This is a genomic window from Streptomyces sp. BBFR2, assembly GCF_044497305.1.
Taxonomy (GTDB): domain Bacteria; phylum Actinomycetota; class Actinomycetes; order Streptomycetales; family Streptomycetaceae; genus Streptomyces.
This window is the reverse complement of record NZ_CP172415.1, coordinates 6,083,113-6,107,199: the sequence shown is the minus strand read 5'-3', so window position 1 is coordinate 6,107,199 and position 24,087 is coordinate 6,083,113. Positions and strand designations below refer to the sequence as shown.

At 69.0% G+C, this 24,087-nt stretch carries 27 protein-coding genes and 2 pseudogenes; 19 read left to right on the top strand and 10 right to left on the bottom strand.

What is annotated here, in order from left to right; translation table 11 throughout:
• Window positions 1-49 precede the first annotated feature (49 nt).
• From ACGH2B_RS25050 to ACGH2B_RS24990, 13 genes and pseudogenes are all read left to right on the top strand, one after another.
• Window positions 50-787, top strand: coding sequence for a hypothetical protein (locus ACGH2B_RS25050; RefSeq protein WP_399094142.1), 738 nt, complete (start codon window positions 50-52; stop codon window positions 785-787).
• A 104-nt stretch (window positions 788-891) separates the two neighbouring features.
• Window positions 892-2,680 (top strand): annotated as a pseudogene (locus ACGH2B_RS25045) (type IV secretory system conjugative DNA transfer family protein).
• A complete protein-coding gene (locus tag ACGH2B_RS25040; RefSeq protein ID WP_399094139.1) occupies window positions 2,677-2,907 on the top strand; it encodes a hypothetical protein in 231 nt (76 codons plus the stop codon). The pseudogene ACGH2B_RS25045 and the gene ACGH2B_RS25040 overlap by 4 nt, the downstream one beginning before the upstream one ends.
• Complete coding sequence (locus tag ACGH2B_RS25035; protein WP_399094136.1) at window positions 2,904-4,058, top strand: DnaB-like helicase N-terminal domain-containing protein; 1,155 nt, start codon at window positions 2,904-2,906, stop codon at window positions 4,056-4,058. The genes ACGH2B_RS25040 and ACGH2B_RS25035 overlap by 4 nt, the downstream gene beginning before the upstream one ends.
• A 44-nt stretch (window positions 4,059-4,102) precedes the next feature.
• Window positions 4,103-4,678 carry a hypothetical protein gene (locus ACGH2B_RS25030; RefSeq protein WP_399094133.1) on the top strand — a complete coding sequence of 192 codons (576 nt, stop codon included), beginning with the start codon at window positions 4,103-4,105 and terminating at the stop codon, window positions 4,676-4,678.
• A gap of 1 nt (window position 4,679) precedes the next feature.
• Window positions 4,680-4,862, top strand: a pseudogene (locus ACGH2B_RS25025) (hypothetical protein); the annotation flags it as partial.
• Window positions 4,863-4,977: 115 nt separating this feature from the next.
• Window positions 4,978-5,874 (top strand): DNA cytosine methyltransferase, encoded by an 897-nt coding sequence (locus ACGH2B_RS25020; RefSeq protein WP_399097301.1) that lies wholly within the window; start codon window positions 4,978-4,980, stop codon window positions 5,872-5,874.
• Between the two features lie 86 nt (window positions 5,875-5,960).
• Window positions 5,961-6,566 carry a DUF4913 domain-containing protein gene (locus ACGH2B_RS25015; RefSeq protein ID WP_399094130.1) on the top strand — a complete coding sequence of 202 codons (606 nt, stop codon included), beginning with the start codon at window positions 5,961-5,963 and terminating at the stop codon, window positions 6,564-6,566.
• Window positions 6,563-7,327 (top strand): glycosyl hydrolase, encoded by a 765-nt coding sequence (locus tag ACGH2B_RS25010; protein ID WP_399094127.1) that lies wholly within the window; start codon window positions 6,563-6,565, stop codon window positions 7,325-7,327. The genes ACGH2B_RS25015 and ACGH2B_RS25010 overlap by 4 nt, the downstream gene beginning before the upstream one ends.
• Window positions 7,324-7,797, top strand: coding sequence for a type II toxin-antitoxin system RelE/ParE family toxin (locus ACGH2B_RS25005; protein ID WP_399094124.1), 474 nt, complete (start codon window positions 7,324-7,326; stop codon window positions 7,795-7,797). Before ACGH2B_RS25010 ends, ACGH2B_RS25005 begins: the two co-directional genes overlap by 4 nt.
• Window positions 7,794-8,384: a hypothetical protein gene (locus ACGH2B_RS25000; protein ID WP_399094121.1), complete on the top strand. Its 591-nt coding sequence runs from the start codon at window positions 7,794-7,796 to the stop codon at window positions 8,382-8,384. The genes ACGH2B_RS25005 and ACGH2B_RS25000 overlap by 4 nt, the downstream gene beginning before the upstream one ends.
• 189 nt (window positions 8,385-8,573) lie before the next feature.
• Window positions 8,574-9,407: a winged helix-turn-helix transcriptional regulator gene (locus ACGH2B_RS24995; RefSeq protein ID WP_399094118.1), complete on the top strand. Its 834-nt coding sequence runs from the start codon at window positions 8,574-8,576 to the stop codon at window positions 9,405-9,407.
• 115 nt (window positions 9,408-9,522) lie between these two features.
• Entirely contained in the window at window positions 9,523-10,461 is a 939-nt protein-coding gene (locus tag ACGH2B_RS24990) for a DUF317 domain-containing protein (RefSeq protein WP_399094115.1), read from the top strand.
• A gap of 109 nt (window positions 10,462-10,570) precedes the next feature.
• Here the strand turns inward: ACGH2B_RS24990 and ACGH2B_RS24985 are convergent, their stop codons facing one another.
• Window positions 10,571-10,846 carry a hypothetical protein gene (locus tag ACGH2B_RS24985; protein WP_399094112.1) on the bottom strand — a complete coding sequence of 92 codons (276 nt, stop codon included), beginning with the start codon at window positions 10,844-10,846 and terminating at the stop codon, window positions 10,571-10,573.
• A gap of 218 nt (window positions 10,847-11,064) precedes the next feature.
• Here ACGH2B_RS24985 and ACGH2B_RS24980 point away from each other — a divergent pair, with 218 nt between their 5' ends.
• The 6 genes from ACGH2B_RS24980 to ACGH2B_RS24955 all read left to right on the top strand — a co-directional run bounded on the left by ACGH2B_RS24980 (window position 11,065) and on the right by ACGH2B_RS24955 (window position 15,796).
• Window positions 11,065-11,406, top strand: coding sequence for a DUF317 domain-containing protein (locus ACGH2B_RS24980; RefSeq protein ID WP_399094109.1), 342 nt, complete (start codon window positions 11,065-11,067; stop codon window positions 11,404-11,406).
• A gap of 112 nt (window positions 11,407-11,518) precedes the next feature.
• A complete protein-coding gene (locus ACGH2B_RS24975; RefSeq protein ID WP_399094107.1) occupies window positions 11,519-11,779 on the top strand; it encodes a hypothetical protein in 261 nt (86 codons plus the stop codon).
• Between the two features lie 87 nt (window positions 11,780-11,866).
• Window positions 11,867-12,196, top strand: a complete 330-nt coding sequence (locus tag ACGH2B_RS24970; protein ID WP_399094104.1) for an esterase — start codon at window positions 11,867-11,869, stop codon at window positions 12,194-12,196.
• Between the two features lie 404 nt (window positions 12,197-12,600).
• Entirely contained in the window at window positions 12,601-12,966 is a 366-nt protein-coding gene (locus ACGH2B_RS24965) for a hypothetical protein (protein ID WP_399094101.1), read from the top strand.
• Window positions 12,966-15,047, top strand: a complete 2,082-nt coding sequence (locus tag ACGH2B_RS24960; RefSeq protein ID WP_399094099.1) for a hypothetical protein — start codon at window positions 12,966-12,968, stop codon at window positions 15,045-15,047. The genes ACGH2B_RS24965 and ACGH2B_RS24960 overlap by 1 nt, the downstream gene beginning before the upstream one ends.
• Window positions 15,044-15,796, top strand: a complete 753-nt coding sequence (locus ACGH2B_RS24955) for a hypothetical protein (RefSeq protein ID WP_399094096.1) — start codon at window positions 15,044-15,046, stop codon at window positions 15,794-15,796. The genes ACGH2B_RS24960 and ACGH2B_RS24955 overlap by 4 nt, the downstream gene beginning before the upstream one ends.
• A 420-nt stretch (window positions 15,797-16,216) precedes the next feature.
• Here ACGH2B_RS24955 and ACGH2B_RS24950 read toward each other — a convergent pair whose 3' ends face one another.
• The 9 genes from ACGH2B_RS24950 to ACGH2B_RS24910 form a co-directional block, all read right to left on the bottom strand.
• Window positions 16,217-16,621 (bottom strand): hypothetical protein, encoded by a 405-nt coding sequence (locus ACGH2B_RS24950; RefSeq protein ID WP_399097298.1) that lies wholly within the window; start codon window positions 16,619-16,621, stop codon window positions 16,217-16,219.
• Between the two features lie 103 nt (window positions 16,622-16,724).
• On the bottom strand, window positions 16,725-18,476 hold the full coding sequence (locus ACGH2B_RS24945) for a relaxase/mobilization nuclease domain-containing protein (protein ID WP_399094093.1): 1,752 nt from the start codon (window positions 18,474-18,476) through the stop codon (window positions 16,725-16,727).
• On the bottom strand, window positions 18,476-19,141 hold the full coding sequence (locus ACGH2B_RS24940; RefSeq protein ID WP_399094090.1) for a plasmid mobilization protein: 666 nt from the start codon (window positions 19,139-19,141) through the stop codon (window positions 18,476-18,478). The genes ACGH2B_RS24945 and ACGH2B_RS24940 overlap by 1 nt, the downstream gene beginning before the upstream one ends.
• Window positions 19,138-19,362, bottom strand: coding sequence for a hypothetical protein (locus ACGH2B_RS24935; RefSeq protein WP_399094087.1), 225 nt, complete (start codon window positions 19,360-19,362; stop codon window positions 19,138-19,140). The genes ACGH2B_RS24940 and ACGH2B_RS24935 overlap by 4 nt, the downstream gene beginning before the upstream one ends.
• 105 nt (window positions 19,363-19,467) lie before the next feature.
• Window positions 19,468-20,523 (bottom strand): DUF2637 domain-containing protein, encoded by a 1,056-nt coding sequence (locus tag ACGH2B_RS24930; RefSeq protein ID WP_399094084.1) that lies wholly within the window; start codon window positions 20,521-20,523, stop codon window positions 19,468-19,470.
• Window positions 20,520-21,065 carry a WhiB family transcriptional regulator gene (locus tag ACGH2B_RS24925; RefSeq protein ID WP_399094081.1) on the bottom strand — a complete coding sequence of 182 codons (546 nt, stop codon included), beginning with the start codon at window positions 21,063-21,065 and terminating at the stop codon, window positions 20,520-20,522. Before ACGH2B_RS24925 ends, ACGH2B_RS24930 begins: the two co-directional genes overlap by 4 nt.
• Before the next feature lie 110 nt (window positions 21,066-21,175).
• Complete coding sequence (locus tag ACGH2B_RS24920) at window positions 21,176-21,880, bottom strand: ATP-binding protein (protein ID WP_399094077.1); 705 nt, start codon at window positions 21,878-21,880, stop codon at window positions 21,176-21,178.
• Entirely contained in the window at window positions 21,880-22,890 is a 1,011-nt protein-coding gene (locus ACGH2B_RS24915) for a hypothetical protein (RefSeq protein WP_399097295.1), read from the bottom strand. Before ACGH2B_RS24915 ends, ACGH2B_RS24920 begins: the two co-directional genes overlap by 1 nt.
• Window position 22,891: 1 nt before the next feature.
• Window positions 22,892-23,215, bottom strand: a complete 324-nt coding sequence (locus tag ACGH2B_RS24910) for a transcriptional regulator (RefSeq protein ID WP_399094075.1) — start codon at window positions 23,213-23,215, stop codon at window positions 22,892-22,894.
• Between the last annotated feature and the right edge of the window lie 872 nt (window positions 23,216-24,087).

Sequence of the window (24,087 nt, the reverse complement as noted above, 5' to 3'; positions counted from 1 at the left end):
TCAGCCGGGCACCAGCCCTCGCCCCGAACACCTCACGCAGGAGAGCCACGTGCCCCGCCTCTCCATCACCATCACCGCCGAGCCCAGCGGCAGCGTCACGGCGAAGGGCGCCGATGACGACGTCTCCGCCACGCTCCTCACGCACGCCGGGTTCCAGCAGATCGAGGACTGGTACGGCCGACGCCACCGTCTCCCCACCACCACACCCGCCGCTGAACGCGTGGCCATCGCCACCCACGCAGCCGAAATGCTCCACGCCGCCCGCTACGACGTCGACCTCGACCACCGACTCGACGCCACTCGGACGGCCACCCCTGCGCTTCCGCTCGGGCCGTACACCGCCGGGGCGGAGCTCCTCCGCATCACCGACCAGATCAGGTCCGCCGAGAACGGTGAGGACCTTCGACACGCGGTCGACCACCTCCTGCATCCCGAACACGGCGCGCTGGAACGCGCCCGGGAGGCACTGGAAGCGGCAGGCGAGCAGATCAACGATCTCGACGACAGCGTGTACCGGGTCGCCGACCAATTCGGCGTCGCCGCCGAACTCGTCAGTGCAGCCCAATCGGAACTCATCGAATACGACGTTGCGTTGGGCCGTATCAATTCCGCGCAGCAGGCCCGGGTTACGACTCGGGCGCGCTCTGCGCCGCCCCCTGACTCCCGAAGTGCCGCCCTCTCCCCCTCACCGGCAGCGGCCAAGGCCAAGGTCTCCCCGACCCCCGGCGCCGGGGGCGCCGCCCCTGCAGTACACCCGCCACAGGCCCCCGAACCGCGGACACGGTGAGCCGGACCGCCAGCTTCCTTCCTGAACAGGAGTTGCCTCGATGACCAGCAGAAGAGTGCTCCGCGCCCCGCCCCCGACCCGCCTGCGCTCACCCAGGACTCAGCATGCCCGCCCCGCGTACCAGCGCGCCCTCGGCCACCACCGGGGTCGACGCGCTCCTCTATCTCCTCTTCGGTGTCCTCGGCACCGCCTTCACCTTCGGCTCCCTGGCCTGGACATCAGGGAACATCACCAACTCCCTCTTCGGAAGTGGAGATTGGGTGGACTTCAGGGTCGTCGATGCCCTGCTGCACCCCGACGGCCTGTGGCCGCACCTGGGCTCCACCGCCCTGTTGATCGGCACCCGGATCGTCCCCGCTCTGGTCTCCCTCGGCCTCGCCGTCGTCGGCCTCCTTCTGTGGATGCGGATGCGTGGCGGCGCGAAGACCGGCCTCGCCCGCAGGGCGGACCTCGCCCCGCTGACGGGCAAGGAGATCGCCACCAAGGCCCAGAGCCTGCGGCCGAGCCTGAGCGGCAGGGAGTGGAAAAGAGATCGCGCCGGCCGACCGCGGCGTCCTCGTCGGCACGCTCTCGCCGGGCCGTGCCGAGGTCCGCGCCTCCTGGGAGGACGTGATCGTCGCGATCATGGCGCCACGCAGCGGCAAGACCTCCGCTCTGGCGATCCCAGCGATCCTTTCCGCCCCCGGGCCGGTACTGCTCACCTCGAACAAGGCGGCGGCTGACGCGTTCACCGCGACGGTCGACGCCCGCGCCGAGGTCGGCACGGTCTGGACGCTCGACCCGCAGCAGATCGCCCACCATCCGCGCCAGATGTGGTGGGACATCCTGGCCGACGCCCGCGACCTGGCCGGGGCGAAACGTTTGGCCAAGCACTTCGTCACCGCCAGCGTGGATGAGTCGAGCGGCTCGGACTTCTGGTCCACCGCGGCGAGCAACACGCTCGGCGCGCTGTTCCTGGCCGCCGCGAGCCACCGGCGGCCGATCACCGACGTTCTCGCCTGGCTCGCCACTCCGTCCGACCGGACCCCGGTGGACCTGCTCACCGATGCCGGTCACCATGCGGTCGCCGCCCAGCTCCAGGGCACTGTCTCCGGCGCCACCGAAACCCGCGACGGCATCTATGAGACGAGTCGGCAATACGCGAGCTGTCTGCTCGACCCGGATGTCGCCGCGTGGGTCACGCCGCACAAGGATCTCCCCGAGTTCCAGCCCTCCGCCTTCGCCACGTCCCGCGACACGCTGTATCTCCTCAGCAAGGACGGCGGCGGCAGCGCCTCGGCGATCATCGCCGCGGCAGCCGACGCGGTGATGCGCGCGGCCGTCGTCGCCGCCGAACGCGCCGGAGGACGGCTCGACCCGCCCGCCCTGTGCGTCCTCGACGAGGCCGCCAACGTGTGCCGGATCAGCGATCTCCCCGACCTGTACAGCCACTTGGGCAGCCGGGGCGTCATCCCGATGACGATCTTGCAGAGCTACCGGCAAGGGCAGCGGTGCTGGGGCGAGGCCGGCATGGACGCACTCTGGTCCGCGGCCACGATCAAGATCGTCGGTTCCGGAATCGACGACCCGGACTTCGCCGACCGCCTCAGCAGGCAGGTGGGTGACCACGACGTGCAGACCGTCTCCGTCTCGGACAGCGACAGCGGCAAGTCCACCTCCGTGAGCATGCGCACCGAGCGGGTCCTGCCTCCGGACGCGATCCGGGCCCTGCCCAAGGGCAAGGCGCTGCTCCTGGCCACCGGCATCCGCATCGCCATGCTCAACCTCCAGCCCTGGTACAAGGAGCCCTGCGCCAAGGTGATCGGCCCGACCTCGGCCCGCGCAACGAAGGCCATCACCGAACGGGCCCTGGCGAAGACCCACGACCGCGACGACTTCGGGCTGTCGGCATGAGCACGCTCACGCCGCGCCCCGAGCGGCTCGCCCACGCGCCGGTCCTCCTGCGCGACGGTCGGTGGTGGTGGGTCAGCGGTCCCGGAGCGTTTCCCGTCACCGACCCCACGTTCACCAGCACGCTGAACGGGTTCTCCCAGGCGATGGCCGCGGCCGACCAGGCGGTCGCCGACCTCCATGCCCGTCAGAGCAGGGCCGCCACCTCTGGTGCCAGGGAGCGGCGATGACCCCGCTGGTCACCGCGGAGCAGGCGGTACTCGGCGCCGTCCTGCTCGACCCGGACCAGCTCTCGTACCTGGACTGGCTCGCACCGGATCACTTCTCCCGACCCGTCCACCGAGCGCTGTTCGCCGCGCTGCGCACGCTCCGCGACGACGGCCACCCCGCGCTCACGGAAAAGCCCGTGCCGCTGTCGTGGGTGACCGATGCGGTCGCCGAGGCCGACCTCCACATACGGGGGCTGACCTCGGCGTACGCCCACACCCTCATCCAGTCCTGCCCGCGCCCCGCACACGCTCCCGTGTACGGCCGCATGGTGCTGGAGGGCGCGATCCACCGCACCATCACGGAACACGCGGTCCGCCTTCACCAGGCAGTGCGTGCCGACGCGCTGCGGGGTGACGTCGAGGGAGCCCTGCACCACGCCGACGTTCTCACCGGGGTACTCAGCGATCTCGCACGGCGGTGGGGCGCCGAACCACTCCCCGTCGCGCCCGCCACCGGACCGGTCGCGCCACCGGTTCGGGCCGACCGCGTCGTCGAGGACGAACGCTTCCTTCTGGCCGTCCTCGTTGAGCAGTCGAACGCAGTGGACGAGGTGGTCGGGTGGCTGTGGCCGGGCGACTTCGCCGACCCGGCCCATGGGCAGCTCTACCGTTGCCTCGGCGCGCTCCATCACCGGGGCGAGCCCATCGACCGGATCACACTGCTCTGGGAAGCTCAACGGCGCGGCCTGCTGGCCGACGGCACGCTCTCCGGGGACCAGCTCACCGCCCTCTGCGACGGCGGGAGTTCCGGCAGCGCGGAGTGGCTCGGGGAGCAGGTCATGCGCTCCTCGGTCACCCGCACGGCGGCCACCTCCGCACGCGCCATCCGCGCCTTGGCGGAGAACGAGACCCTGGCCCCCGGGCAGCTCATCAACCATGCCCTGCACGCGCTCGGCCCGCTCGACGACGTCCGTACCCGCTGGCAATCCGCGAACGGACGTCCCCCTCCGGCGCAGACGCCACCGACTCCTTCGCCGAACCGACCTGCCCCCGCGCAGGTACATGCCGCCCTCGCGCGCAGCACCCCGCGCTCCGCCTCGCCGTCCCCGGCCCGGATCAGCCGTGCGCCCAGCCCCGCCCCCGTGCGACCGCCCTCTCGCAGCCACGGCTGACGCATCCCCCGCCCACCGCTCGTCCTCCTCCATAGGGATTCACCATGAGCAATACCCGCGTCACCGACGCCCTGGCGCTGCGCGCCATGGCCTCAGCCTTCGATGCCCAGCGCGGCAAGCTCCCGGTCGAGGGAGACCCTCACCGCTCGCCCGACGGCGTCACCGTCGCCAGGCAGATTTCCGAACTCGGCAAAATGATCACCGACTTGGGCAACGACCTCCTCTTCCGCGCCGCCGACCAGGGCCGGGATGCCCACACGTTGCGGGTCATCGACGGCTTCGCCGGTGCCGTGCGGCCTGCGGGCGAGGCGGCATCCGCTCTCGGGGCGGTGGCCCACCAGCTCTCCTTCCTGGACCTGACCGAGCACCATCGCGACCAGCCCGATGTTCGAGATGCCCGCGAAGCGGCCACGCAGGTGGTAGGCGAGTCCCTCGAAACGGCGGACCACGTTCTCCGCGATGCCGCCAACTCCCTTCACATCGCAGCGGAAGCGGTGTCGCCTCAGTCCGCGCGCCTCCAGGCCGCCCGCCGCCGATCCGCCCTCGCAGCGTCCGCTTCACCTCCCGCTCCTGCCCCAGCAGCAGCGGCTCCTGCGGCCCGGATCGCTCGGAGCCGGTGACGTGAAGACCACCATCGCGCGTCGTGCGCTGATCGGGTCGCTCTGTTCGGGGTACGGCGGCCTCGACCTAGGAGTACAGGCCGCCCTCGGCGGCACCCTGGCCTGGCACGCCGAGGTCGATCCGAACACCTCACGCATCCTGGCCCGCCACTGGCCCGGCGTTCCGAACCTGGGCGACATCACGACCATCGACTGGGCCTCCGCTCCCCGGGTGTGCGTCCTGACAGCCGGCTTCCCCTGTCAAAGACGTCTCGGTCGCCGGCCGCCGGGCCGGACTCGCCCCCCACACCCGTTCCGGGCTGTGGCTGCACGTCGCCCGTGCGGTCGAAGCCCTCCGCCCCTGCCTGGTGGTGATCGAGAATGTGCGCGGCCTCCTCACCTCACCCGCCGGTTCCCCTGGCGACGTGGAATTCTGCCCGTGGTGTCTGGGAGACACCCCAGGTCAGCCTCCTGTGCGGGCACTCGGTGCCGTACTCGGCTCCCTGGCCGACCTCCGGTACGACGCGAGGTGGCTCATGCTTCGGGCCTCCGACGTCGGAGCCCCGCACCGCCGCGAGCGGATCTTCCTCGCCGCCTGGCCCTCCGAACACCCTGCTCAAGACACCGACCAGCAACCTCGCGAAGAACGGCGGCTCGCAGCACCCCTCGAAGAGGAAGAGCGGGGGCCACGGTCCGAACCTGGCCGACGAGGTCGAATGGCTCCTGCCGACGCCGAAGGCGACGGACGGAACCAAGGGCTCACCCAACCAACGGCACGGCAACGGGGACTTGACCTTGCCGAGCGCGGCGGCGTCGCTCCTTCCCCCGCTGCGGGCAGGCGGGCCGGAAGCCCCGGAACACCGACCGGGCAGGCGCTCCCCTCCGCCCGTAGCAGTTCTGTCGCTCTGGACGGAACCAGCTCCGGAAACCGGGGAGCAGCAGCCCAGCGATGGGGCGCGTACGCAGGATCCATCGCCCGATGGGAGAGGCTCACCCGTCCCGCGCCGCCGCCCACCGACGCGGCCGGACGGCTCCGCGCCGACTTCGTGGAGTGGATGCAGGGCCTGGAACCCGGCTGGGTCACCGCCACCCCGGGGCTCGGACGGCCAGCTCAGCTCACCGCCCTCGGCAACGGCGTCGTACCCCAACAGGCGACCCGTGCGGTGCAGTTGCTCGCACCGCCTATTCCCCGTTGCCCCCGCTGCACAACGGCGTAGCGCCTACTACCGGGTTTCTCCGGCCGGACCAAATCGCGGTTTCTCCGGACCCTCTCCCTGCCACCGACCGCAGAGGGAGCACGCCCATGCCCGACACCAGCACGGCCACGCCCGGCCCCGAAGAACCGTTCCGCGTTCCCGACGGAGATCTCGACGACCTCGCCAGCACCCTCGCCAAGACCATGGCCGAGGTCCGGCAGCACGGCGTCATCCTCGACCGCCTGGGCTCCGAACCCGCGCCCGACACCACCGCCACCGAACCGACCGACAGCTCGCCGGCCCCGGAGCCATCCGGGGCCGGCGAGGGCGACCCCACCTCGGTGTTCATCCTCGCCCTGGGCGGTGAGGCGTACGTCGCCGAACTCGCCTCCCTCAGCGACTGGGTGAACTACCTCCTCCTCCCTGTGTACGGCCGGGAGATCAGCACGAACCGCCCATGGTGCGCGCAGTGGCACGAGCACCCCGAGGCCGTCGCCCGGCTCCATGGCCTCTGGCTCGCCTGGCAGCAACTCACCGACATCGAGGCCGGCCTGTCCGGCCCCTCGACGTGGCACCGAGATCACCTGGACCAGACCCTGGTGCACCTCCGCGCCCCCGACGGCCCGTTCGCCGCGTGCACCACGAGCCCGGCCCGTCCCAACCACCGCGTGCTGGCGACCCCTGCGCCCGAACAGCGGGGGCTGGCTGCATGAGCAACGACCTCGACTTCGGCCTCGATGGCTTCGAGCCCGCCGACGCGGACTCCGAGTACGCGGAGCAGCGGTTCTGGGCCGGTGACCTCACCGTCCTGGCCGAGCACCACACCACTCCCAACGGCTCCCACAGCTTCGTCCTCGCCCACGACGGCTCGGTCACCTGGGGCGTGCCCGGTGCGCCCCAGATCCGGGCGATCATGGTCGCGCGGGATCTGAACCAGAACACGTTCACGTTCGAGTCGACCGACCACTCCAGCGTGGCGTTCGCTCAGAACTGGCTGGTCGAACGCGGTTGTCCACCCGAGCGGACTCAGGTCGGTGGCGACTTCATGAAGCCCGCCGACGCTCTCACGACGCGGGTGGAGGAGAGGCTCCGCGCGTCCGGCGCCCGGTACGAGGTCCTCGACAGTTCCACCTCGGACTTCGACCCGTGCGAGACGTGGACGTTGACCCGCGACTCCACCGCTGCTGAAGCGTCGATTCGCGTCTTCCTCGAAGAGGGGGACTTCGAGTCACACACGTACACAATGCGCGAGGGCGCCTTCGCCGACGAGGACGCCGCCCGGCAGTGGCTGGACGACCGCTGCGGCCTGTTGCCGCAGCCGCCGGAATACCACGGTGACGCAGCCGCTCTCCGGGCCCGCGCCGCCCTCACTCGATCGACCGGCGCCTCCGCGGCCCCGAAGGCCGGCGTCGAGGCCCGCACCACGCCGTCGGCGGGAACAGCGTGGCGCCCGGGGCCGGGGAGGTCGATGTGAGCCGCGCCCGCTTCGCCTTCGCCGCGCACCCCGATGCCATCGCGGATCTGCGAAAACTCCCCGACCGAATCCGTGACTTGGCTCTGCTGGAGCTGCAGCACCTGGTGCACGGCAGTGACGACTGCCTGCCGCTCAAGGGCCGCCTGGCGGGGTTCCACAAGGTCTACGTCGACCCGTCTGTCTCCTACCGGATGGTCATCCAGTTCCGCTCGGCCCCGCCCTCATCGAATCATCAACGCGAGATCTACCTCGTCGCCGCCGGTAGCCGGAAGGGCTACGAGGTCTACCGCTCGGCCCAGCTACGCGCCGGCGTCCACCAGGCCGCCGAGAAGGGCCCGGCAGCCGAGGCGCGTGTGCAGGCCGCTCAGTCTCGTTCTCCCCACGCGGCCAGCCGGCCGACGGCGACCCCGGCGACGTCACCAATAGCAGTCCGACCCACTACCGACCCCCGAAAGGTTCCCCAGCGATGACCACCGACCGCACTGTTCCGACCCGTGCCGAGCTGGCGGGACTCCTCACCGAGGCCGCGCACAGCGTCTCCGGGATGCTCACTGCCGAGTACCCGACAGTCGCCAGCCGCTCTTACCTGCACCCCGTGCTGGGCGCGCTCTCCACCGGTCCCCGGGTCATCGGCGAGCTGACCGACCGGCTCGAAAGTTTCGTGGCCGAAGACCTGGTCACCGCCACACCGGCGGGCCTCTTCACCTTGGCCTCGTACGCCTCCGCACTGGGGTGGCTCACCGAGTCCCTCGCCGAGCTGACCGCCTCGGCCGACCAGATCTGCGCCCACTTCGGCATCCCCGGGGACCCCTCGGCCCCGATTTCGACCGCACCCGTCGACGAGGAGCAGGACAGCGAGTTCGACTTCGCCCTCTCCGCTTCGCTGCTCGCGGCCTCCCGCATCACCGACGCCTGCAGGGAGATCTCCAGCGGCCTCCTCGAAGATGCCGGACACATCCGCGGTCAGGCCACCGACCACGTAGCAGTCAGCGACGAGCCCAACAGCCTTCCTACGTTGGTCCGTTCACTGCTCGCCCGGATGGAAGCCGCCGACTGAGCCCCCTACGGCGCCACTGATCAGCAGCCCGATATCGGCCGGCTCCACGTCGGCGCGAGGCGGCTCTTCCCGCGTGTTCGCCACCTTCACGGTGGTTCCCGGTGACGCCGTCGCTCCTCCGTCGCCCCGCAACCAGCACGGTCAACCAGCAGTCCCGTTCCCGCTGTACCCCGCAGAAAGAACGTCGCCATGTACACCCCCTCACAGTCCTCCCCCGCCTCGATCAGCACGGTCGATGCCCAGCGTGTCGAGGATGCCCTGTCTCTGATAGCGCCGAAGTGGACCAACTGGTCGGTTCAGACCCTGGCGGAGCAGGGCCGCCCCATGCGTGTACGTGACGTCGCCGTCCGGCTCCCCTTCATCCGCGAGCAGCTCGTCGGCAAGCGGCTGGCCCAGATGCACGCGGATGGACTCGTCACCCGGGTCGACGGTCGCCATGGGGCTCCGTACCAGCTCAGTGCCTTCGGCGGATCACTGTCCCAGGTACACGCCGCCCTTTCGGACTGGTCCCAGAGCAACCTGTCGCTCGGCGATACGGCTGGCGCCGAGCGAGTCGAGGACGCGGTGCGACGCCTGCACCTGCGGCATTCGACCGCCGTGATCCAGGCCCTCGATGCGGGCGCCGCGCGGCTGAGCCACGTCGCCGAAGCCACCGGGCTCGACCTCGTCACCACCCAGCAGCGGCTCAACCGACTTCAGGTCGATGGCCTGGCCACCCGCGCCGGACCGCGTTATGGCGCCCCGTACTCCCTGACCGACGCCGGACGGGCACTGGGCCCCGTTTACACAGCCGTCGAGCACTGGAGTAGTCCCGTCACCGCACAGAAGTACTCGGCCCCTGCACCCGTCGCGGCAGTTGCTCGGACCCACCCGTCCGTCCCGCAGAGGCCGGACGGACCCCGCACCGCGGCGGCCTTGCGCCGCAGCGCCGCGCCGAGCGCCCTGTTCAGTCACGCACCACAGCCACAACCGCGCGTACCGGCAGCGATCACCGCCCTGTCGAAGCCCGCCCGCGGCCGGTGAACCGGGTGACTCCGAGAACTGACCGCGTCCCTCGAACTTCTCTGCGGCGCCCGCGTGCAGTCGGCCAGACCGCCCGCTCCGCGCGCGCTCCCCCTGCACCATCGGAGCCTCGATCATGAGTAGTCAGCACTCCCACGCCCAAGATCCCCACCAGCAGGTACTGGTCAGCCCGATGTACCTGGCCGGCTCCAACGGAACCGGCGACGCCGGATTCGCCCCCGTCGCCCAGTGGCCCCACCACTACCTCGACGAAGGCCCCTGCCAGCTCCTCGTCACCTCGCCCGACCAGAGGATCCGGATCGGCTGGTTCGGCGACGACTTCGAGTTGTGGAAGATCACCGCGTCCGAGGACGCCGTGTCCCCGCCCCGCTGGACGGCAACCTTCAACCATGTCACCCCGGCCGAGATCGTCGCCGGTCTCACCACCGCCCTGGCCCGCGACTACGCCGAAGCCGCTCCCTACGACGGCAAGGCACGCTTTCTGGCGAGCCCGTCGATGTACTGGGCCGACTCCGTCCAGCCGCTGATCGATGCCGGCTGGGCCCGCGGCGCGGCCGAGCGCGGCACCGTCGAGTTCATCGCCCCTGACGAGCAAGCGGGCGTTCTGATCGACAACCGGCTGTCCGGCTGGGACGACGAAACCGTCACGCTGTGGGCCGGCCCGCCGGGCTGGGACACACGCGCGGAGGCGGTCTTCACCGCCCGTACTCCGTCCCACCTGATCGCCGCGACGGCGGCCGAAATGGCCGACGCGGCCCCGGCTATCCGTGAGCGGCACCAGATCCACCGGGAGTTGGAGGACCTGGTCACGCTGACCCCCGTAGCTCCCCCTGTGCATCGGGCTCCTCAGGCTCCGACCCCGCTTGATGTACGCCGTACCGCGGTCGCGCAGGCCGTCGAACGCGCGCGCTTCCCACGGACGGCCGCCGACCTCCGGGTCAAGGCCGCCCGCAGCCGTACGGCGTCCTCAGCGCAGAACCGGCCGGGCAGCTCCGTACCTGCCCTCGGGGCCAAGCCGCTGGTCAACCCGTCGGTCCCACGCCGGAGTCGCTGACCCGGTTCCGAGGCCGTGCTACGGGCCTCGGCCAGGTGTGTCCGGTCGGGCCGCTTCGTCGGCTGCTGCCGCCCGGCGGCGACCGGCCCGGGGCCACGCCTCTGCGTGATCAGTCGAGTTCCGCGTCGTCCTCGTCCCGGTGGACCTGCCCGCTGTGGGGGTCCACCGCGCGGGCAAGCTCGTCCAACGTCAGCTCGGCGCGGCGCCCGTCTGCGGCCCGGCCCTCCACCACCGTGTCCTCGTCCCCCCACTCGTCGGACTGCGCTCCCACGGCCCACTGACCGTCGGCGACCATCGCGATGTCGCCCACCGTCCACGGTCGCCCGGCAGCACGGATCTTGCGCTCCAGACCGGCCCCGTCCCAATGTCTGCTCGGCTCGTCCACGCCTGCTCCTCCTCCGGCCTCGTGCAGCCCGTTGCCGCAACCCAGGTACGACAGCCACGTCCGCCGGTCCATTCCCGGACGGTGAACTACCTGCCGTCGGCTCCAGTTCGCCCACGGCAGACGCCGCTTCCCGGGAAAGGACTACGTACGTCGGCGCACCGCATGTCAACGTACGGGGGCCCGCAAAAACCGCAGGTCAACGAAGGGATGGTCCAACCGTGAACGCCTGCAGCACCCTCCTCCCCGCCATCGTCCGTCCTGCCGGGGAATACCGAGGCTGGCTCTCTTCCGATCACAGCGCGACGCCGGTGCTCGGTCTCCTCGACAGCCTCGGCTGGGCCCGCGTCGACACTCCCGAGGCCAATGTCCACGCGACGAGCCCCGACGGCAGCGTCTACATCGGCTGGCTCCCCGAAGACCCTGCCGCGTGGGGGCGCAAGATCGTCTGGCAGGTCCGGGTACAGGCCGACGAAGGTGCCCCGTGGACCCAGGAGTTCGGCCCGGACACCCCCGCCGAGGCGGTTGCCGGGTTCATCGCCGCCCTCATCGCCCACCGTTAACCGCTTCTCCACGACCGGCGGAATCCCGCGATTCGAACCGGGTCCCTCGCTCGGCATCAGCCCGTCAGCGCCTTCGTCCCGCCATGCTGCGCGGCCCCGCTCTCTTCAACACGTGCCGGCGTACCGGCACCCCGACACCGACCCGCTCCCGGAGGACCTCGTGCCCCACTGCCTGACCGTCGGTCATCTGCTCTGCCAGCTCCAGGCCCTCGACCCCAACCTGCCGGTCCGCCTCGCCGTCAACCCTGATTTCCCCTTCACCCACTACCTGGGGACGGAGGTCATCGTCCGGGACGGCAAGGCGTTCATCGCTGACGACGGCCAGGAGGACTACCTCCCGGCGGAGGTCAGCGACGCCCTCGCCTGGGCCTGATCACCCCACTGCCTCTGGAGTTCTCCCATCTCGTCGCACCCCCACCCTTCTCACGCCCTCCCGCTGCACGTCCTCGCCGTACGCCCCATGCCGAACACCGTGCGCGGTGCGCTGGTCCAGCGCGTCTCCGCTCGCCCCGACGGGCCGCTCGACATCACCTGGTTGTCCGCCGAAGCACCGAGACTCCCTCATGGCCGCATCCGCCTTCACTGGGAACCCGCCCCGACCGCAGGCTGGAACATCACCGCTCACCTCGGCCTTGCCACCACCGAAGTGCATCTCGCCTCCTGGCGGGCCGCCCCGGACGACTGGCCACACCTGGTCCGGCCCACCCTCCACGAAGTGCTCGGTCTGTGCGCCGCACTCAAGGTCGCGACCGCCGCCCTCGATCTCTCGAATCACCTCGCCCAAACCTGACCGAGCCCTAGAAGGCCGCCCCTACCGATCAGGCAGGTGCGGCCTTCTACGTGCTCAACCAGAGGCCACCGGCCTCGCTCTTGCTGGTGCCGTCCTCACCCAGCGGGTGCGCCTACCGACACCGGCCGACGCCCCGGCCCCCGATAACGTCGTCCCGTTCCGCTCCCCGATTGCCTGAAGCCTCCGTACCTCTGGTGCCGCTCGTCCAAGTGCGGGACAGAATCCAGCCACCATAAAAGCTCAGCAGACCGGGTAAGCGTCATGGTCCTATCATCAGCGGTTAAGTAACGGGGACCAGCAGGCTCAACATCACTGTGGGGCTGGGCTGGCCGACACCCAGGGGGAGTGCCGTGTCGACACCAGTTGAGCTTCTGGCCGTAGCGAGTGGTGCTGTGGCGGGAACGATGGGTACCGACCTCTACGGCTACACGCGCCAGCGCATCGTGGGCCTTTGGCGACGCGGCCAGGGAGAAGGCGCGGAAGGTGAAGCCGAAGTGCTGACCCGGCTTGACACGTTGGAACAGGCCGTGGCGGCCCTCGAGCCTGAACAGCGAGCGGCCATGGTCGGGGGTGTGCAGGTGCCGGTGCGGGAGATCCTCGCCTCCTGCGTCGGTGATGATCAGCCGGAAGCGCTCCAGGAACTCATTGACGCACTGAAGGCGCAAGGAGTTGAGACGCCCGCCGTCTCGCAGCAGACCGTGACGGGGAACTTTGCTCTCGGCAGTATCAACACTGCAGGGCGGGACAACAATTTCGGAGGGGCTCGCTGATGTCGTCGCCGAATCAAAATCAGGCTGACCCTGCATCCGGGCCAAGCGTGACGGGGAATTTCGCCCTCGGCAGCATTAACACCGCGGGCCGGGACAACAACATCACGAACTATCTGACCGGCTTGCGACATCTCCGGCCTCGTCAGGTCGACCCGAACAAGCTCATGCCGGCGAACCGCTTCGTGAGCCCGGGTGACACTTTCGACAATGCCGCGCAAGCCGTTCGTCTACACTTTGGGGGCACGGCCAACGTCCACATCGTGGTCCTGCTCGCGGCCGAAGAACATGGCCGCCGATCTGCCGGGCTGCGGCTGCTTGCGGCCACGAACGTTCCGACCGATCGAGTGTTCGAGCTGCTGCCCGACTGGGACGAACCAGATGTGGCTTGCCTGCCCGAGGAACATGGCGCGGGCTATCTCCTCAATCTGCGCAGTGTCACGCGACCACTCCCCGACGCCTTTTACAGCGACCTCGTGACCTACGCCTCCGTCCTGCGCAAGGCAGGTAGCTGCATGGCCATCATCACGACAAAGGCCGCCTGGTCCCAGGCCCGGGCTGGTGGGCCCCAGACTGAGATCCTTGTGAGGGAGATCGAGCGACCCAACCCCACAGCCGTCGTCAGGAAGTACCTCGACAGTGACGAGCTGACACGGGATCGCTCCGAGTGGATCGACAACAAGGAGAGCCTGTTCCACGGCCTTCTGCCACCGGACTGTGCACCCGGTGAGGCGGTTCGGCTTGCGTCGATCATCGCAAAGGCCAATGGTATGAGGGACTCAGATGCCCTCGACGAGTACCAGGGCTGGGAAAGCCATTTGAGTACCGAATGGTTCGCCGGGGGTAGCCAAGAGGTCGAGACCAGAGCCATCCGTATCGCTGGCGCCTTCCTGAATAAGGCACCCGCCGAGGTAGTGCTCAACAGCGCGGATCTTCTCCTTGCCGCGCCGGGGATCAAATTCCCCAAGCCTGAGGGCGGTCTCCTGGCGAGGCCGGACGCACCGAAGCGACTCGATCCGGCAGGAATGTCCTTCGACACGTCCACCGGCGCTGCGTCTCTCATCCACGAATCGCAAGGACCGGCGATCCTGCGGTACCTCTGGACGAAGCACCGACAGCTGACCGATGAAGTACTGAAGCAGTGGCTCCAAAACATCAGTCAGGGGCCAGCCAAGAATCATCTCGACGCGATTGCTGCAGCGCTGACACGCCTCGCGGAGACCGTAGGCGTAATTCCGATCTTCGAACTGGCAGAAGGGTGGCTCCGCGACGGCGGCAAGCAGCATCAGGGGCTTGTTGGCGATCTCCTGTCTGAACTCGCCGTGCACCCTGTACTTGGAAGTCAAGTAAGGGCTGAGCTAGCCACGTGGGCAAAGGGGAAGTCGCGGCCGGAACGCCAGTGTGCCGTCGCCCGAGCCTGCTCAGGACCCTTTGGGAAGACGTATCCAAGCCAGGCTCTGACCCGGGCGCGCTATATCCTCGATTCCTCGGGCGTCGAGGAATCACGGAAGGAAGCGGTCAATGCCGTACGCGCGCTGGCTGTTGACGACGACCTCGCACCTCTTGTAACCGACACCGTCGTCACTTGGAGTACGAGCGCGGGGAAGTCGAGCGGGGCGGATCGGCAGGTCTTCTTCGACGTCTATAGCGTCCCGCCGAGTGCGGACCAGTTGGAAAACGAACCACTCGCAGTGGCCCTGACGAAGCCCGGAGAAGCCGGGGAAGCGATCCGTCGACGCTTGTTCGAAGCCTGGCAGCACATCATTCAGCACAGCGCTGACCCCATCCCGGCTCAGCGAGTTCTGCTGAACTGGCGAGCGGGCGCGGAGGCTGACCGCTTGCCGTCAGGTCCGGTGGTCGACCTCATCACTGCACTTGGTGGGTCCACAGGGATTGGCGGCCCCTTCATCAAGGCCGTGGTCAAGGCCAAGGGGCCACTGAAGGACGCTTTGATTGACGCGTTCCTTACTGATTTCGTCCAGGATGTCGAGGTGGAGGATGATCCCCTTGCTGTGGCATCTGGAGTCGACCTGGCAGAACAGCGTCTCCGTGACCAGGCTGAGGCGGATCCCGTAGCGCAATGATCAGGATCCTCGACTGGCTGAAGGAGCGGAGGATCTCTGATCACCGCTCCTTCTCCGCATGTCTGGAAAGCAAAGACTACGGGCTGCACCATCGCGCCATGATTCGCTATCGGTGGCGAATGAACCTTGAATCTCCTGCCCCTCGCCCACTTGCCCCGGACGGACTGGCCCGGAATCTCCTCAGAGAAGAACTGGGGGGCGTGGCCCGTACGTATCCCCTGCTGCAATCTGCCGCCGCAGAGGACGCCATGAACTCCGCTCTCAGTCATGAACTTTGGGATCACGAGAAGCGGATCCGGGTGGAAGGGCGCGTGCGAATTCGCGTTTCCAGACCGATAAGGAAGGTGGCACTGCAGCGAATCGAAGGGGAGATGGCGCTACGGTCAGCACACGCACGAGAGACAGTTGAGCTTGATCTACTACTCGATCGTCTCACTGATCCGGCCCTCGGTCCTGTCTGGTGGGTTAGCCGGTATGCCGATCTTCAGTTCGCGGCTGGTGATCCGGAGGAGAAAATCAAGTCCGTTCTCTGTGCCTTCAAACAGCTTCAGGAAACGCTCCACGCCGCGGAGATCGATCAGACGGCGGACGAGAAGCTCCTCGTCCGCCGAAAGATCGAGGAGGTGTTCAGCGTCGTTGAAGACGAGGAGTCTCTGTCGCTCGCGCTTCAGGTAATGAACCGAACCCTGGATCACCTGGGGGTGAACGGCAGTGGGCAGACCGCTCAGAATGGGCCGTCGCCGGTATGACCGGCCAGGCAGCTCTCGACGCGAGACCTTGAGCGTGATGCCAAGGAAGAATCCGGTCCAGGGCATCCACTTTCTCCTGGCACCACGCATGGCGCGGCGTATGTGCCTGTGGGCGCTGGACAACCCCGAACTCACCTACTCAGCAGCGCTGGAGGGCGCTCCCGTTGGAGAGTAACGATACGCGTCATCTGTTTCAGGCCGACGGTGGAGCAATTCTGCTGGGCTCCCCAATCAGGCGGCACTTAAGAGCACGCCGTCCGAAAGACGTGAGTCGGCGTTCACCGTGGGTCCCATAATGGAAGACGTCCGTGGACTGGCGATACTGCCCATGCAGAGCTGAACAGAAGAACTTGACAGGGAACAGGGCAAGGACAAGTTCCGACGCGTCGGAAACCCACCCCGGCCTTTGCCGTCGGTCGCTCAGTCGAGGTAAGTGCCGACGAAGGCTCCGTCGAAGCCGAGTGCGGTGAGTGCCTGTTCGGTGCTGGGGTAGATCGTTGAGTCCGGGATGGCGATCAAGGCGTCGAAGTCGGCGCGCGTGATCTCGGGCTCGAGCCACTGGTTGCTGCACCGGCAGACGATCCAGACGCTGCGGCGGTGGTTGATGAGCAGCCAGTCGCGTCGGGCGCGGCAAGCCGAGCACGTCACGGGAATTCCGCGGAGGGACAGCTCGGGCGGGTGGCTCAGGCAGCGCGTCGCGTCGGGGCCGCTGGTGGGCTGCGTCTCGTGTTCGAGTTGCAGCAAGGGGTCGGTGGTCTCCGGGACGATGGGCGGGGCGGGGGCCGGCGCCGCGGGGCGGGCGGTGGTTCTGGGCACGAGCGTCATCTCCCGGTAGGGGCTTTCTGTTTCCATCCGTAACAGCCGGTGGAATCGGTTGTCCAGAGGGTTTTCAGGGCGTGGCAGGGCGATCATCGCTCTGCCACGCCGATCAGCGACGTGGCGGGCGCCGGCGCGGGTCGGAGACGGTGGGGCGGTTTGTTGCCGCAGGTGCCGTCCGGGTGCGGTCGGCCGAGGACTTGGGCCGACTGATACCGGTCTTCGGGCGGCGGGGCGCTTCGCCCGGGTGCGCGGGAAGGTGGGCGAGGCGTCGCAGACGCCAGACGAGGACGTCGTGGATGTCCTCGGCGGTGTCGAGTTCGCGCAGTTCGATGGCCTGTTGGAGGAGGGCCTTGGGGTCGTGTCCTGCGTGCTCGGCCTGGGCGAGGGTGATGGTCAAGGCATCGGTCTTCGGCAGGTCCGTTCGTAGTCGATCCGTCCCCAAGGCCGTACGGATGGTGGCCTCGTGGCTTCGGCGTTCGGCTTCGGGCAGGTCACGGCCTTGGTCGCGCAGGGTCCGCATCGGTGTGGCGGCGGCTTGGCGGTAGGCGGCTCGTAGGTGTTCGGCGGTTTGTCGGGCTGCGTGGGCCTGCTGGGTGTGGCCGCGGGCGGCGTGCCAGCGGGCGGCGGCCAGGGCGACGAGGACCAGGGTGGAGGTGAGCATGGCGGTGGTGCCGCCGTCTTCGCCGCGGCCGAGGGCGCTGCCGGCTTGGACGATGTTCCGGGCCACCGAGCGGAGTGCCCGGATGTCGGCGTGTTCCACTCGGACGTGGCTGCGGGTGACACGTTCGAAGGCGCGGGCCGCGGCGCGCAGTTCGGTGCGGGTGGCTGCCGGGGAGGTCTGGGCGACCGCGTCCAGGATTTCGCCGATCCCGACGAGCTGCACGGCGGCCTCGTCTTCGTCGTTGTCGAGCAGGAGGGTGGCGTGCTCGGCGATGTCGGTGGCGCTGCGGCGGGCTCGGGCGGGCGGCGACCAGTGGTAACAGCTGCTGGGGGCGGAGGGCGTCGTCGGGCCGGGAAGTTCGTCGGCGAGGCGGCGACGGATTTTCGGCAGGGAGAGGTCGGGGGCGAGCTTGGAGCCGGGGTACCAGATCGGTTCGTGGTCGCGGTTGCGGTCGCCGGGGAGCGCGACGTTGTAGCCGAGGGCGTCGCCGGACGGGGCGTTGCGGATCTTCACGCGCAGGCCGGCCTCGTGGAGCCGGGTGAAGAACTCTTCTTCGGTGGCGGCTCCGGCGAGGGCTTGGCGGACGGCTTCGCGGAGCGTCTCGCGTGGGGCTTCGGGGCGGCCGGTGCGCTCGGTCTTGAAGCGTTCGGCGCTGGTCGGGTTCTGGGCTGCGGTGCCGTCGCCGGGTTTGAGTCGGCGCAGGTCCCATTCCTTTTCGATGCGGCGGCATGCGGCCTGGGCCTTCTTGTAGTCGTAGTTCATCCTGGGGCGACGCAGGTCGCCCCGGACCATGGTGGCGACGATGTGGATGTGGTCGTCCGCGTGCCGGACGGCGACCCATCGGCAACCGTCCGGATCGTCTTCGGGGGCGAGGTTGACGGCGCGGACCAGGCGGCGGGCGACGGTGTTCCACTCGGCGTCGGACAGGTGCCGGTCGTCGGGGTCGGTGCGGACCGAGCAGTGCCAGACGTGCTGGGCCGGCGCTTCGGCTCCGGTCTGCTTGACGCGCAGGTCCAGGGCGGCGGTGAGGCGGGCAAGGGTGGCCTTGGGATCAGGGCTGGTGTCACGTCCGGGGTCGGGGGCGAAGCCGTCCCAGCTCCCGACGAGGTGCGGGTCGATGTGTTCGTCGCGTTTGCCGGGTCCGTACAGGTAGACCAGGAGGCCGTGGGTACGTGAGCCGCGTCGGATCTTGGGAACCATCAGAGCCGCTTCTTCACCAGGGTGTCGGCTGTGGCATCGATGCGGGCCAGGAGGCGGAGCAGGGTCGTCAGGGCGTGGTCGAGTTCGCCAGGTCGGGGCTGGCCTCCGGCGTTGTGGACGTAGGCGATCTGGTTGATGTTGTTGCCGATCCGGGCAAGAGCGGTGCGCAGGGCGGCGAGTTCGTCGATGGCCGTGTCGAGCTTTTCGTTGGTGTGTACGGGGGTGGTGCCGCGGGCGGCGGAGAGGCCGGCGGTGGCGAGGAAGCGGGCGACGGTGATGCCGCGCTGCTTGGCGGCGGTGGTGATCTCGGCTTTCTCGGTGTCGGAGAGGCGGGTGGTCGTCTTGCGGGTGCGCTGGCTCGGGTTGCGGCTGCGGCGGCGCGGTGTGCGGTCGGGGAAGGCGGGCGTGCTCGGGCTCGGCTGCTCGCGGCCGGCGTTGTCGTCGGCTTCTCCTCCTCCGGTCGGCGCCCCCTGGTGCTGGTCGCCCGGTTGGTCCCCGTGCGCCCTCGCTCGGGAACCAACCGGGCCTCCCTCGCCCTCCTGGGCGGGGGCAAGTGCGTACGACGGGCCGTAGGACCGTCGTACGCGACAACTTGCTCCGCCAGGAGCCGTCGTGGGGTCACGGTGCTGTCCGCCCGTGGTGGGGGCCGGGTCGTTGGCGGTCACCGGCGTGTCTCCGGGTTCTGCTGGCGGATAGCGCGGACGAGTTCCTCGATCCAGTCCATCGCGAGGACCGGGTCGTGCAGGGTCCACGGGCGGCTGTTCCGGGTTCGCTGCACGGTCCAGGTGGTGTCGGGGCCGACTTCGGCGTGGTGAAGGTGGCCGTGCTGGTGAAGGACGGCCAGCCAGGAGTCGACCTCGGTGGGGGTGGCCGGGCGGGTGCGCATCAAGGTTCTCCGGTTCGCTGCGGAAAGTTGTGGGACACGTGTCCGGGGTGGGGCGGGTGACCGGCCGGGGTATCCGGCCGGTCACCCGCTTCGGGTGGTGGCAGGTCAGTTCCGGGCGGAGGCGGCCTGCTGTCCGTGCTGTTCACGGAGCTGAACCATGAGGGTGGTCAGCGTGTCGTTGGACAGCGGGATCTGCTGGCCGCGGATCGCCTGGGCGACCACCTTGCGGGTCAGCTTGTCCTCGGCCCTGGCCGCTGACCGGGCGATCTTCAGCAGTTCCTCGGTGTCCGGGTCCGGCCGCTGGTCACCGGGGGTCCGGGAGGCCCGGTCGGTGACCGGTGGGGCGGGGACCTGCGTCGGGCCTTCCTGACCGCCGGTTGCCGGGGCGGTGCCGCCGGTTGCCGGGGCGGTGTCGCCGGTACGGTCGGTGACCGACCGCGTGGTGTCCGGCTCTCCGGGAAGGTCAGCGGCCTTGTCCGGCTGGTCCCGGCCACCGGCGAACGGCCTGCTGTCCGCCGGGATGCTGTCGCCGGTGAGTGACCGGGAGTCGGGGGCTGGTTTGTCCAGGGGCAGCCGTGGCCGGCCGGTCAGAGTGGTGACCGGTTGATCGGCCTTGGCCCGACCGGCCATCAGCTGTTGCTGCTGGCCGGCTCGGTCAGTCCGGGTGTTCTCGGTGTCGTGGCCACGGCCGTGGTGACCGAGGTCCTCGTGGCCACTGCCCTTGACCGGGCCTCGGGCGATGAGGATGTAGAGGTGGACGGCTCCGGCCAGCGCGAGCGGGGCGATGGTGGACAGCACCGCGACCACCGTGTCCCCGAGCCGGAGCCCGGTGCCCGCTACCGCTTCCTCGTTGAGCCGCACCGCGTGAAGCGCGTTGGCCCAGATGCTGGCGGCGGTGGCGGTGCCGAAGAGCGTCCACACGTACACCCGGGAGCGCATCGGAGCGGCGCGCAGGACGAGGAGGGTGCGGACGCCGTAGGCGACGAACCCGTCGATCACCAGTGGGAAGAGGTACGTCAGGAAACCCCGGATGTGGATGGCAAGGGCCATTTGCTGAAGAGCGTCGTACGACAGGGCGCACGCCGCGCCGCCGAGGGATATGACGACCGCGCGGTCCCAGCCGTTGATGTGCGCCGGTTTCGGCGTGTTCATGGTGCTCACGCCGCCGTCCCGAAGTCGTCGCGGACCAACTCGCCGCCGGTCTTCGTCGTCTGTTCCAGGGTCCGGTTGCGCAGAGCCCGGCAGGTTTCGCGGTAAAGCTTCTGGGCGTGCTCCTCGGTGACCTTCAGGAGCCACGCGAGGCGTTCTACGGTCAGGCCGTGGCGGTAGGCGGCGTGGACGACGGCGCGGCGCTCGGCCTTGGTGAGGTGGACGTCGCGTCCGGCGACGGTGGCGTTGACGCGGCTGTAGTCCAGGCGGCTGGCGAGCTTCTCGTGCCACGGCTCGCGTTCTTCCTCGGTCATGCCGCCTCGGATGCCGTGCCTGTCGCCGGTTTCGAGGGCGACGTCCAGGCAGGTGCGGCGGACCGGGCACTGGCCGCACAGTGCCTTCGCGGTGGCGATTTTTTCGGTCTCGTCCGGCTCGGGAAAGAAGATGTCCGGGTTCACCGGGTGGTACTCGGTGCTGTGGCAGACGGCCTCGTCCTGCCAGGTGTGGTCGCCGAGTGACCGGTGGCGGGCAGGGGTGATCGTCGTGGTGGTCATGCGGGTGCTCCGATCGCTCTCCGCGCGCAGGGCGTCGGCGGAGGGGTGCGGTGGGTCGGGAGTGCATCGGGCGCGCGGCGGACGCGGCCCGGCGTGGCGGTCTTCGGCGGTCAGTCCGCGGTGTGGTGGCGTCTGCGGTCGACCGGTTCGAACTCGACGCGGGTGGTCATCTGCGCGAGCCGGGAGGTGACGCGGTCGCCGAGGTAGGTCCGGAGGTCGCTGATGCGCAGGTTGGTGGTGATCAGCGTCGGGAGCATGTGGTTGTACCGGCGGTTGACCAGCCGGTACGTCACTTCCTCGGTCCACTCTGTGGCCTTCGCGGCGCCGAGGTCGTCGAGGATCAGCACGGGGCAGCGGCTGACGGCCGCCAGCTCCCGTTCGCTGTCCACCCCGGCCCGCGGGCGGAGGTCGGCGTACAGGTCGGCGGCGGTGGTCGCGCGCCAGCGCACGCCGACGCCGCTCTGCACCAGTCTCCGGACCGCGCCGTACGCCTGGTGGGTCTTGCCCGCACCGACGACTCCGGCCATCAGCAGGCTGGGGCCAGTGGTGACCTGCCTCCGGGCTCCCCGGCTCGGAGCGACGGCCGCTTCGGCGACGTCCCGGGCCCAGGCCAGCACCTGGGGGTGATCGGCAACGGCATCTCGGTAGCGCGGGGGCATGCCGGCGGACAGGGCATCGAGCGGGGAGAGGGGCTCGGGCTCGCCGGTCGGCGCGGCGACGGTGGTCGGGTCGATGCTGCGGGCCGCCAGGATCCGGGCCATCCGGTCCAAGGCGCCCTCGCCGAGGGGCTGCGGTTCGCGGGTACGAGTGCCCATCACAGCTCCTCGGCGTAGGCGGCGGCAGCATCGACCGGGTTGGTCCACCCCTGATGGGCAGGCAGGTTAGAGCTGAACCCCGGCCGCGCCAAACCACCGGAGCGTGCGTTCATGACCTCGTTGACCATGCTGGTCAGCACGCTCGGATGCTTCGGGGTGGCAGCGAACTTCGACAGCCCGGCCCGGATGTGCTGCGGGTCGATGCCCTCGGCCAAGAGCTTCTTGACGACCCGCCCGAGGTGCCCGATCACGTCGCTGGGCGGGCGCTTGTCGCACGCGCTGACGTACTCGCCGACGAACTGATTGGCCGAGACCTGAGTGGCGGGCGCTGTGCGCCCCGTAGGGAAAGAAGATCCAGGATCCAAGATCCTAGATCCAGTACCCGAACCCTCCCAGAGCCCTCCCCGAGACTTCGGGGAATCCTCGGCGAAGGTCGCTTGACCTGCAGTTTCGACCTCTCCCCGGCGAGGAGTGGCGGCGGTTTCGACGAGGTCGCCCTGCTGGGCGGTCGGAGCCGCGCTTCGGGGCTCGGGGACCGTCGACGCGGCCGGTGCGCGCCGATCGAGGATTCGGTGAGGGTTCGGCGAATCCTCGACGCCCCCTCGGGGAAGGGCGGGCGACGCCTCGGTACAGGTCCCCTTGCAGGGGCCGCACCGGTCCGCCGCATGGTGCTGCGGGCAGGCGGGCAACCGGGACTGGCTCGGCTTGTCGATCTTCTGGTGCTTGGACCAGGTGACGATGTGCAGGTACCGCCTGCCGTCGCACCCGGTGTACCGGCAGAGGAGATCGGCGTCGGCGAGCTGCTGGAGGTCGTCCTCGACATGAACGCTGGTGCGCTCGGCACGCAGGGGCCACAGGAGCCCTGCGATGATGGCGGCGTTGTCGCGGTGGCGGCCGTGGTCGTCGGCCTGGGTGAGGAGGCCGAAGAAGGTCCGCTCGGCCTCGACGGTCACCTCGGCGAGGGACTCGGAGGTGAACGCCTCCGGCTTGATGGTTCGTATCCGCGCCATGTCAGCGACCCCCGTCTGCAGCGAGATCACCGGCGGTGAGGGCTGCCGTGGCGAGGTCGAAGGTGTAGACCCAGCTCCGATCCAGGTCGGGCCAGGCCCGCAGAATCCAGCGGGCCGCCACCTTGGCCGTCGTCCGGTTCAGGTCGATCGTCTCCCCGGCCGTGTCCTTCGCGATGGCGTGCGAGTGAGGCCAGGAATGGCTCGGATCGTTGAAACTGACGCGGACGGTCGCCGCACCGGGGATCATGTCGGCGAGCTGAACCGCGAGACGCTTCTGTCGCGCTGCGTCCGGGCAGGCCGGACTTCCGCCGTCGGCGGTGTACATGCGATACTCCGTTTTTCGTAGGACGCGGCGCGACGGTTCTCGTGCAAAAGCCCCGCCGCCCGCGAGATGTGAATCGGTACTCCTCGGAGTGCCGGCCCGGCGTCTGGGAGTTGGTAGCTCCCGGGCGCCGGTCTCATTTCACCCCGGCGGACTTCACGGTCCGCGCATGCGTCACCCCTCCCTGGCCTGCCCGGATGACGCTTCCGTCTTCGCGGGGACCAGGAACATATGGGGACCGCTCCTCCAAGTCCAGCCTGCAAGATCAGTCGGCCGCACTCCCGCTGTACGCGGTGAGATCCGTCTCAGCCCAAACCTGTTTTCGGGAACCACCGCACGGCTGCGCACTCATTCGCGATACACGCCTCAACGTCCCGACCCTCCACGAACCGACCGTTCCGGCGAACCGGCCGGTAAGGACGATTTAAATCGCACCGAGCACTGCCAGTCAACGCGCCAGAAACAACGGATCTATGCGCGTAGAATCGAGAATGAAATACCCTTGATCAACTGATGCCGGATCACTTTTAGCGCCAAAACGCGCGGTTGAGCGAAGGAGGCACCTCCCCGAGTGGCAGCACGACCCCGGCGATCAAGAAGAACTATGGACAGTATCGATGACCGGAAATTTTTTTCGTATTCGAAGATGCGAAAAAAATTTCCGGTCCCAATGTCCGTATCGCACCCCTGTGGGACATTCGTCGGGGCGGCAAGTTAACAATTCCCAGAATCCCCGTAGCGCGGTTCAGCTTTACGTTCCGAGGGTCAACAAGATCGATTCTCCATTACGTACAGTCGGTGGTGCCGCTTTAGGTAGGGGCACGCTGTCGCCTACCGCTCGGGGAGGTGGCGCGGGCACGGCAAGACGCGTGAAG

Coding starts and splice junctions, on each gene's coding strand:
- ACGH2B_RS25040 (WP_399094139.1), top strand. CDS start 2,677: ATGAGCACGCTCACGCCGCGCCCCGAGCGGCTCGCCCACGCGCCGGTC.
- ACGH2B_RS25035 (WP_399094136.1), top strand. CDS start 2,904: ATGACCCCGCTGGTCACCGCGGAGCAGGCGGTACTCGGCGCCGTCCTG.
- ACGH2B_RS25030 (WP_399094133.1), top strand. CDS start 4,103: ATGAGCAATACCCGCGTCACCGACGCCCTGGCGCTGCGCGCCATGGCC.
- ACGH2B_RS25015 (WP_399094130.1), top strand. CDS start 5,961: ATGCCCGACACCAGCACGGCCACGCCCGGCCCCGAAGAACCGTTCCGC.
- ACGH2B_RS25010 (WP_399094127.1), top strand. CDS start 6,563: ATGAGCAACGACCTCGACTTCGGCCTCGATGGCTTCGAGCCCGCCGAC.
- ACGH2B_RS25000 (WP_399094121.1), top strand. CDS start 7,794: ATGACCACCGACCGCACTGTTCCGACCCGTGCCGAGCTGGCGGGACTC.
- ACGH2B_RS24995 (WP_399094118.1), top strand. CDS start 8,574: ATGTACACCCCCTCACAGTCCTCCCCCGCCTCGATCAGCACGGTCGAT.
- ACGH2B_RS24990 (WP_399094115.1), top strand. CDS start 9,523: ATGAGTAGTCAGCACTCCCACGCCCAAGATCCCCACCAGCAGGTACTG.
- ACGH2B_RS24970 (WP_399094104.1), top strand. CDS start 11,867: ATGCCGAACACCGTGCGCGGTGCGCTGGTCCAGCGCGTCTCCGCTCGC.
- ACGH2B_RS24965 (WP_399094101.1), top strand. CDS start 12,601: ATGGGTACCGACCTCTACGGCTACACGCGCCAGCGCATCGTGGGCCTT.
- ACGH2B_RS24960 (WP_399094099.1), top strand. CDS start 12,966: ATGTCGTCGCCGAATCAAAATCAGGCTGACCCTGCATCCGGGCCAAGC.
- ACGH2B_RS24955 (WP_399094096.1), top strand. CDS start 15,044: ATGATCAGGATCCTCGACTGGCTGAAGGAGCGGAGGATCTCTGATCAC.
- ACGH2B_RS24950 (WP_399097298.1), bottom strand. CDS start 16,621: ATGACGCTCGTGCCCAGAACCACCGCCCGCCCCGCGGCGCCGGCCCCC.
- ACGH2B_RS24945 (WP_399094093.1), bottom strand. CDS start 18,476: ATGGTTCCCAAGATCCGACGCGGCTCACGTACCCACGGCCTCCTGGTC.
- ACGH2B_RS24935 (WP_399094087.1), bottom strand. CDS start 19,362: ATGCGCACCCGCCCGGCCACCCCCACCGAGGTCGACTCCTGGCTGGCC.
- ACGH2B_RS24925 (WP_399094081.1), bottom strand. CDS start 21,065: ATGACCACCACGACGATCACCCCTGCCCGCCACCGGTCACTCGGCGAC.
- ACGH2B_RS24920 (WP_399094077.1), bottom strand. CDS start 21,880: ATGGGCACTCGTACCCGCGAACCGCAGCCCCTCGGCGAGGGCGCCTTG.
- ACGH2B_RS24915 (WP_399097295.1), bottom strand. CDS start 22,890: ATGGCGCGGATACGAACCATCAAGCCGGAGGCGTTCACCTCCGAGTCC.
- ACGH2B_RS24910 (WP_399094075.1), bottom strand. CDS start 23,215: ATGTACACCGCCGACGGCGGAAGTCCGGCCTGCCCGGACGCAGCGCGA.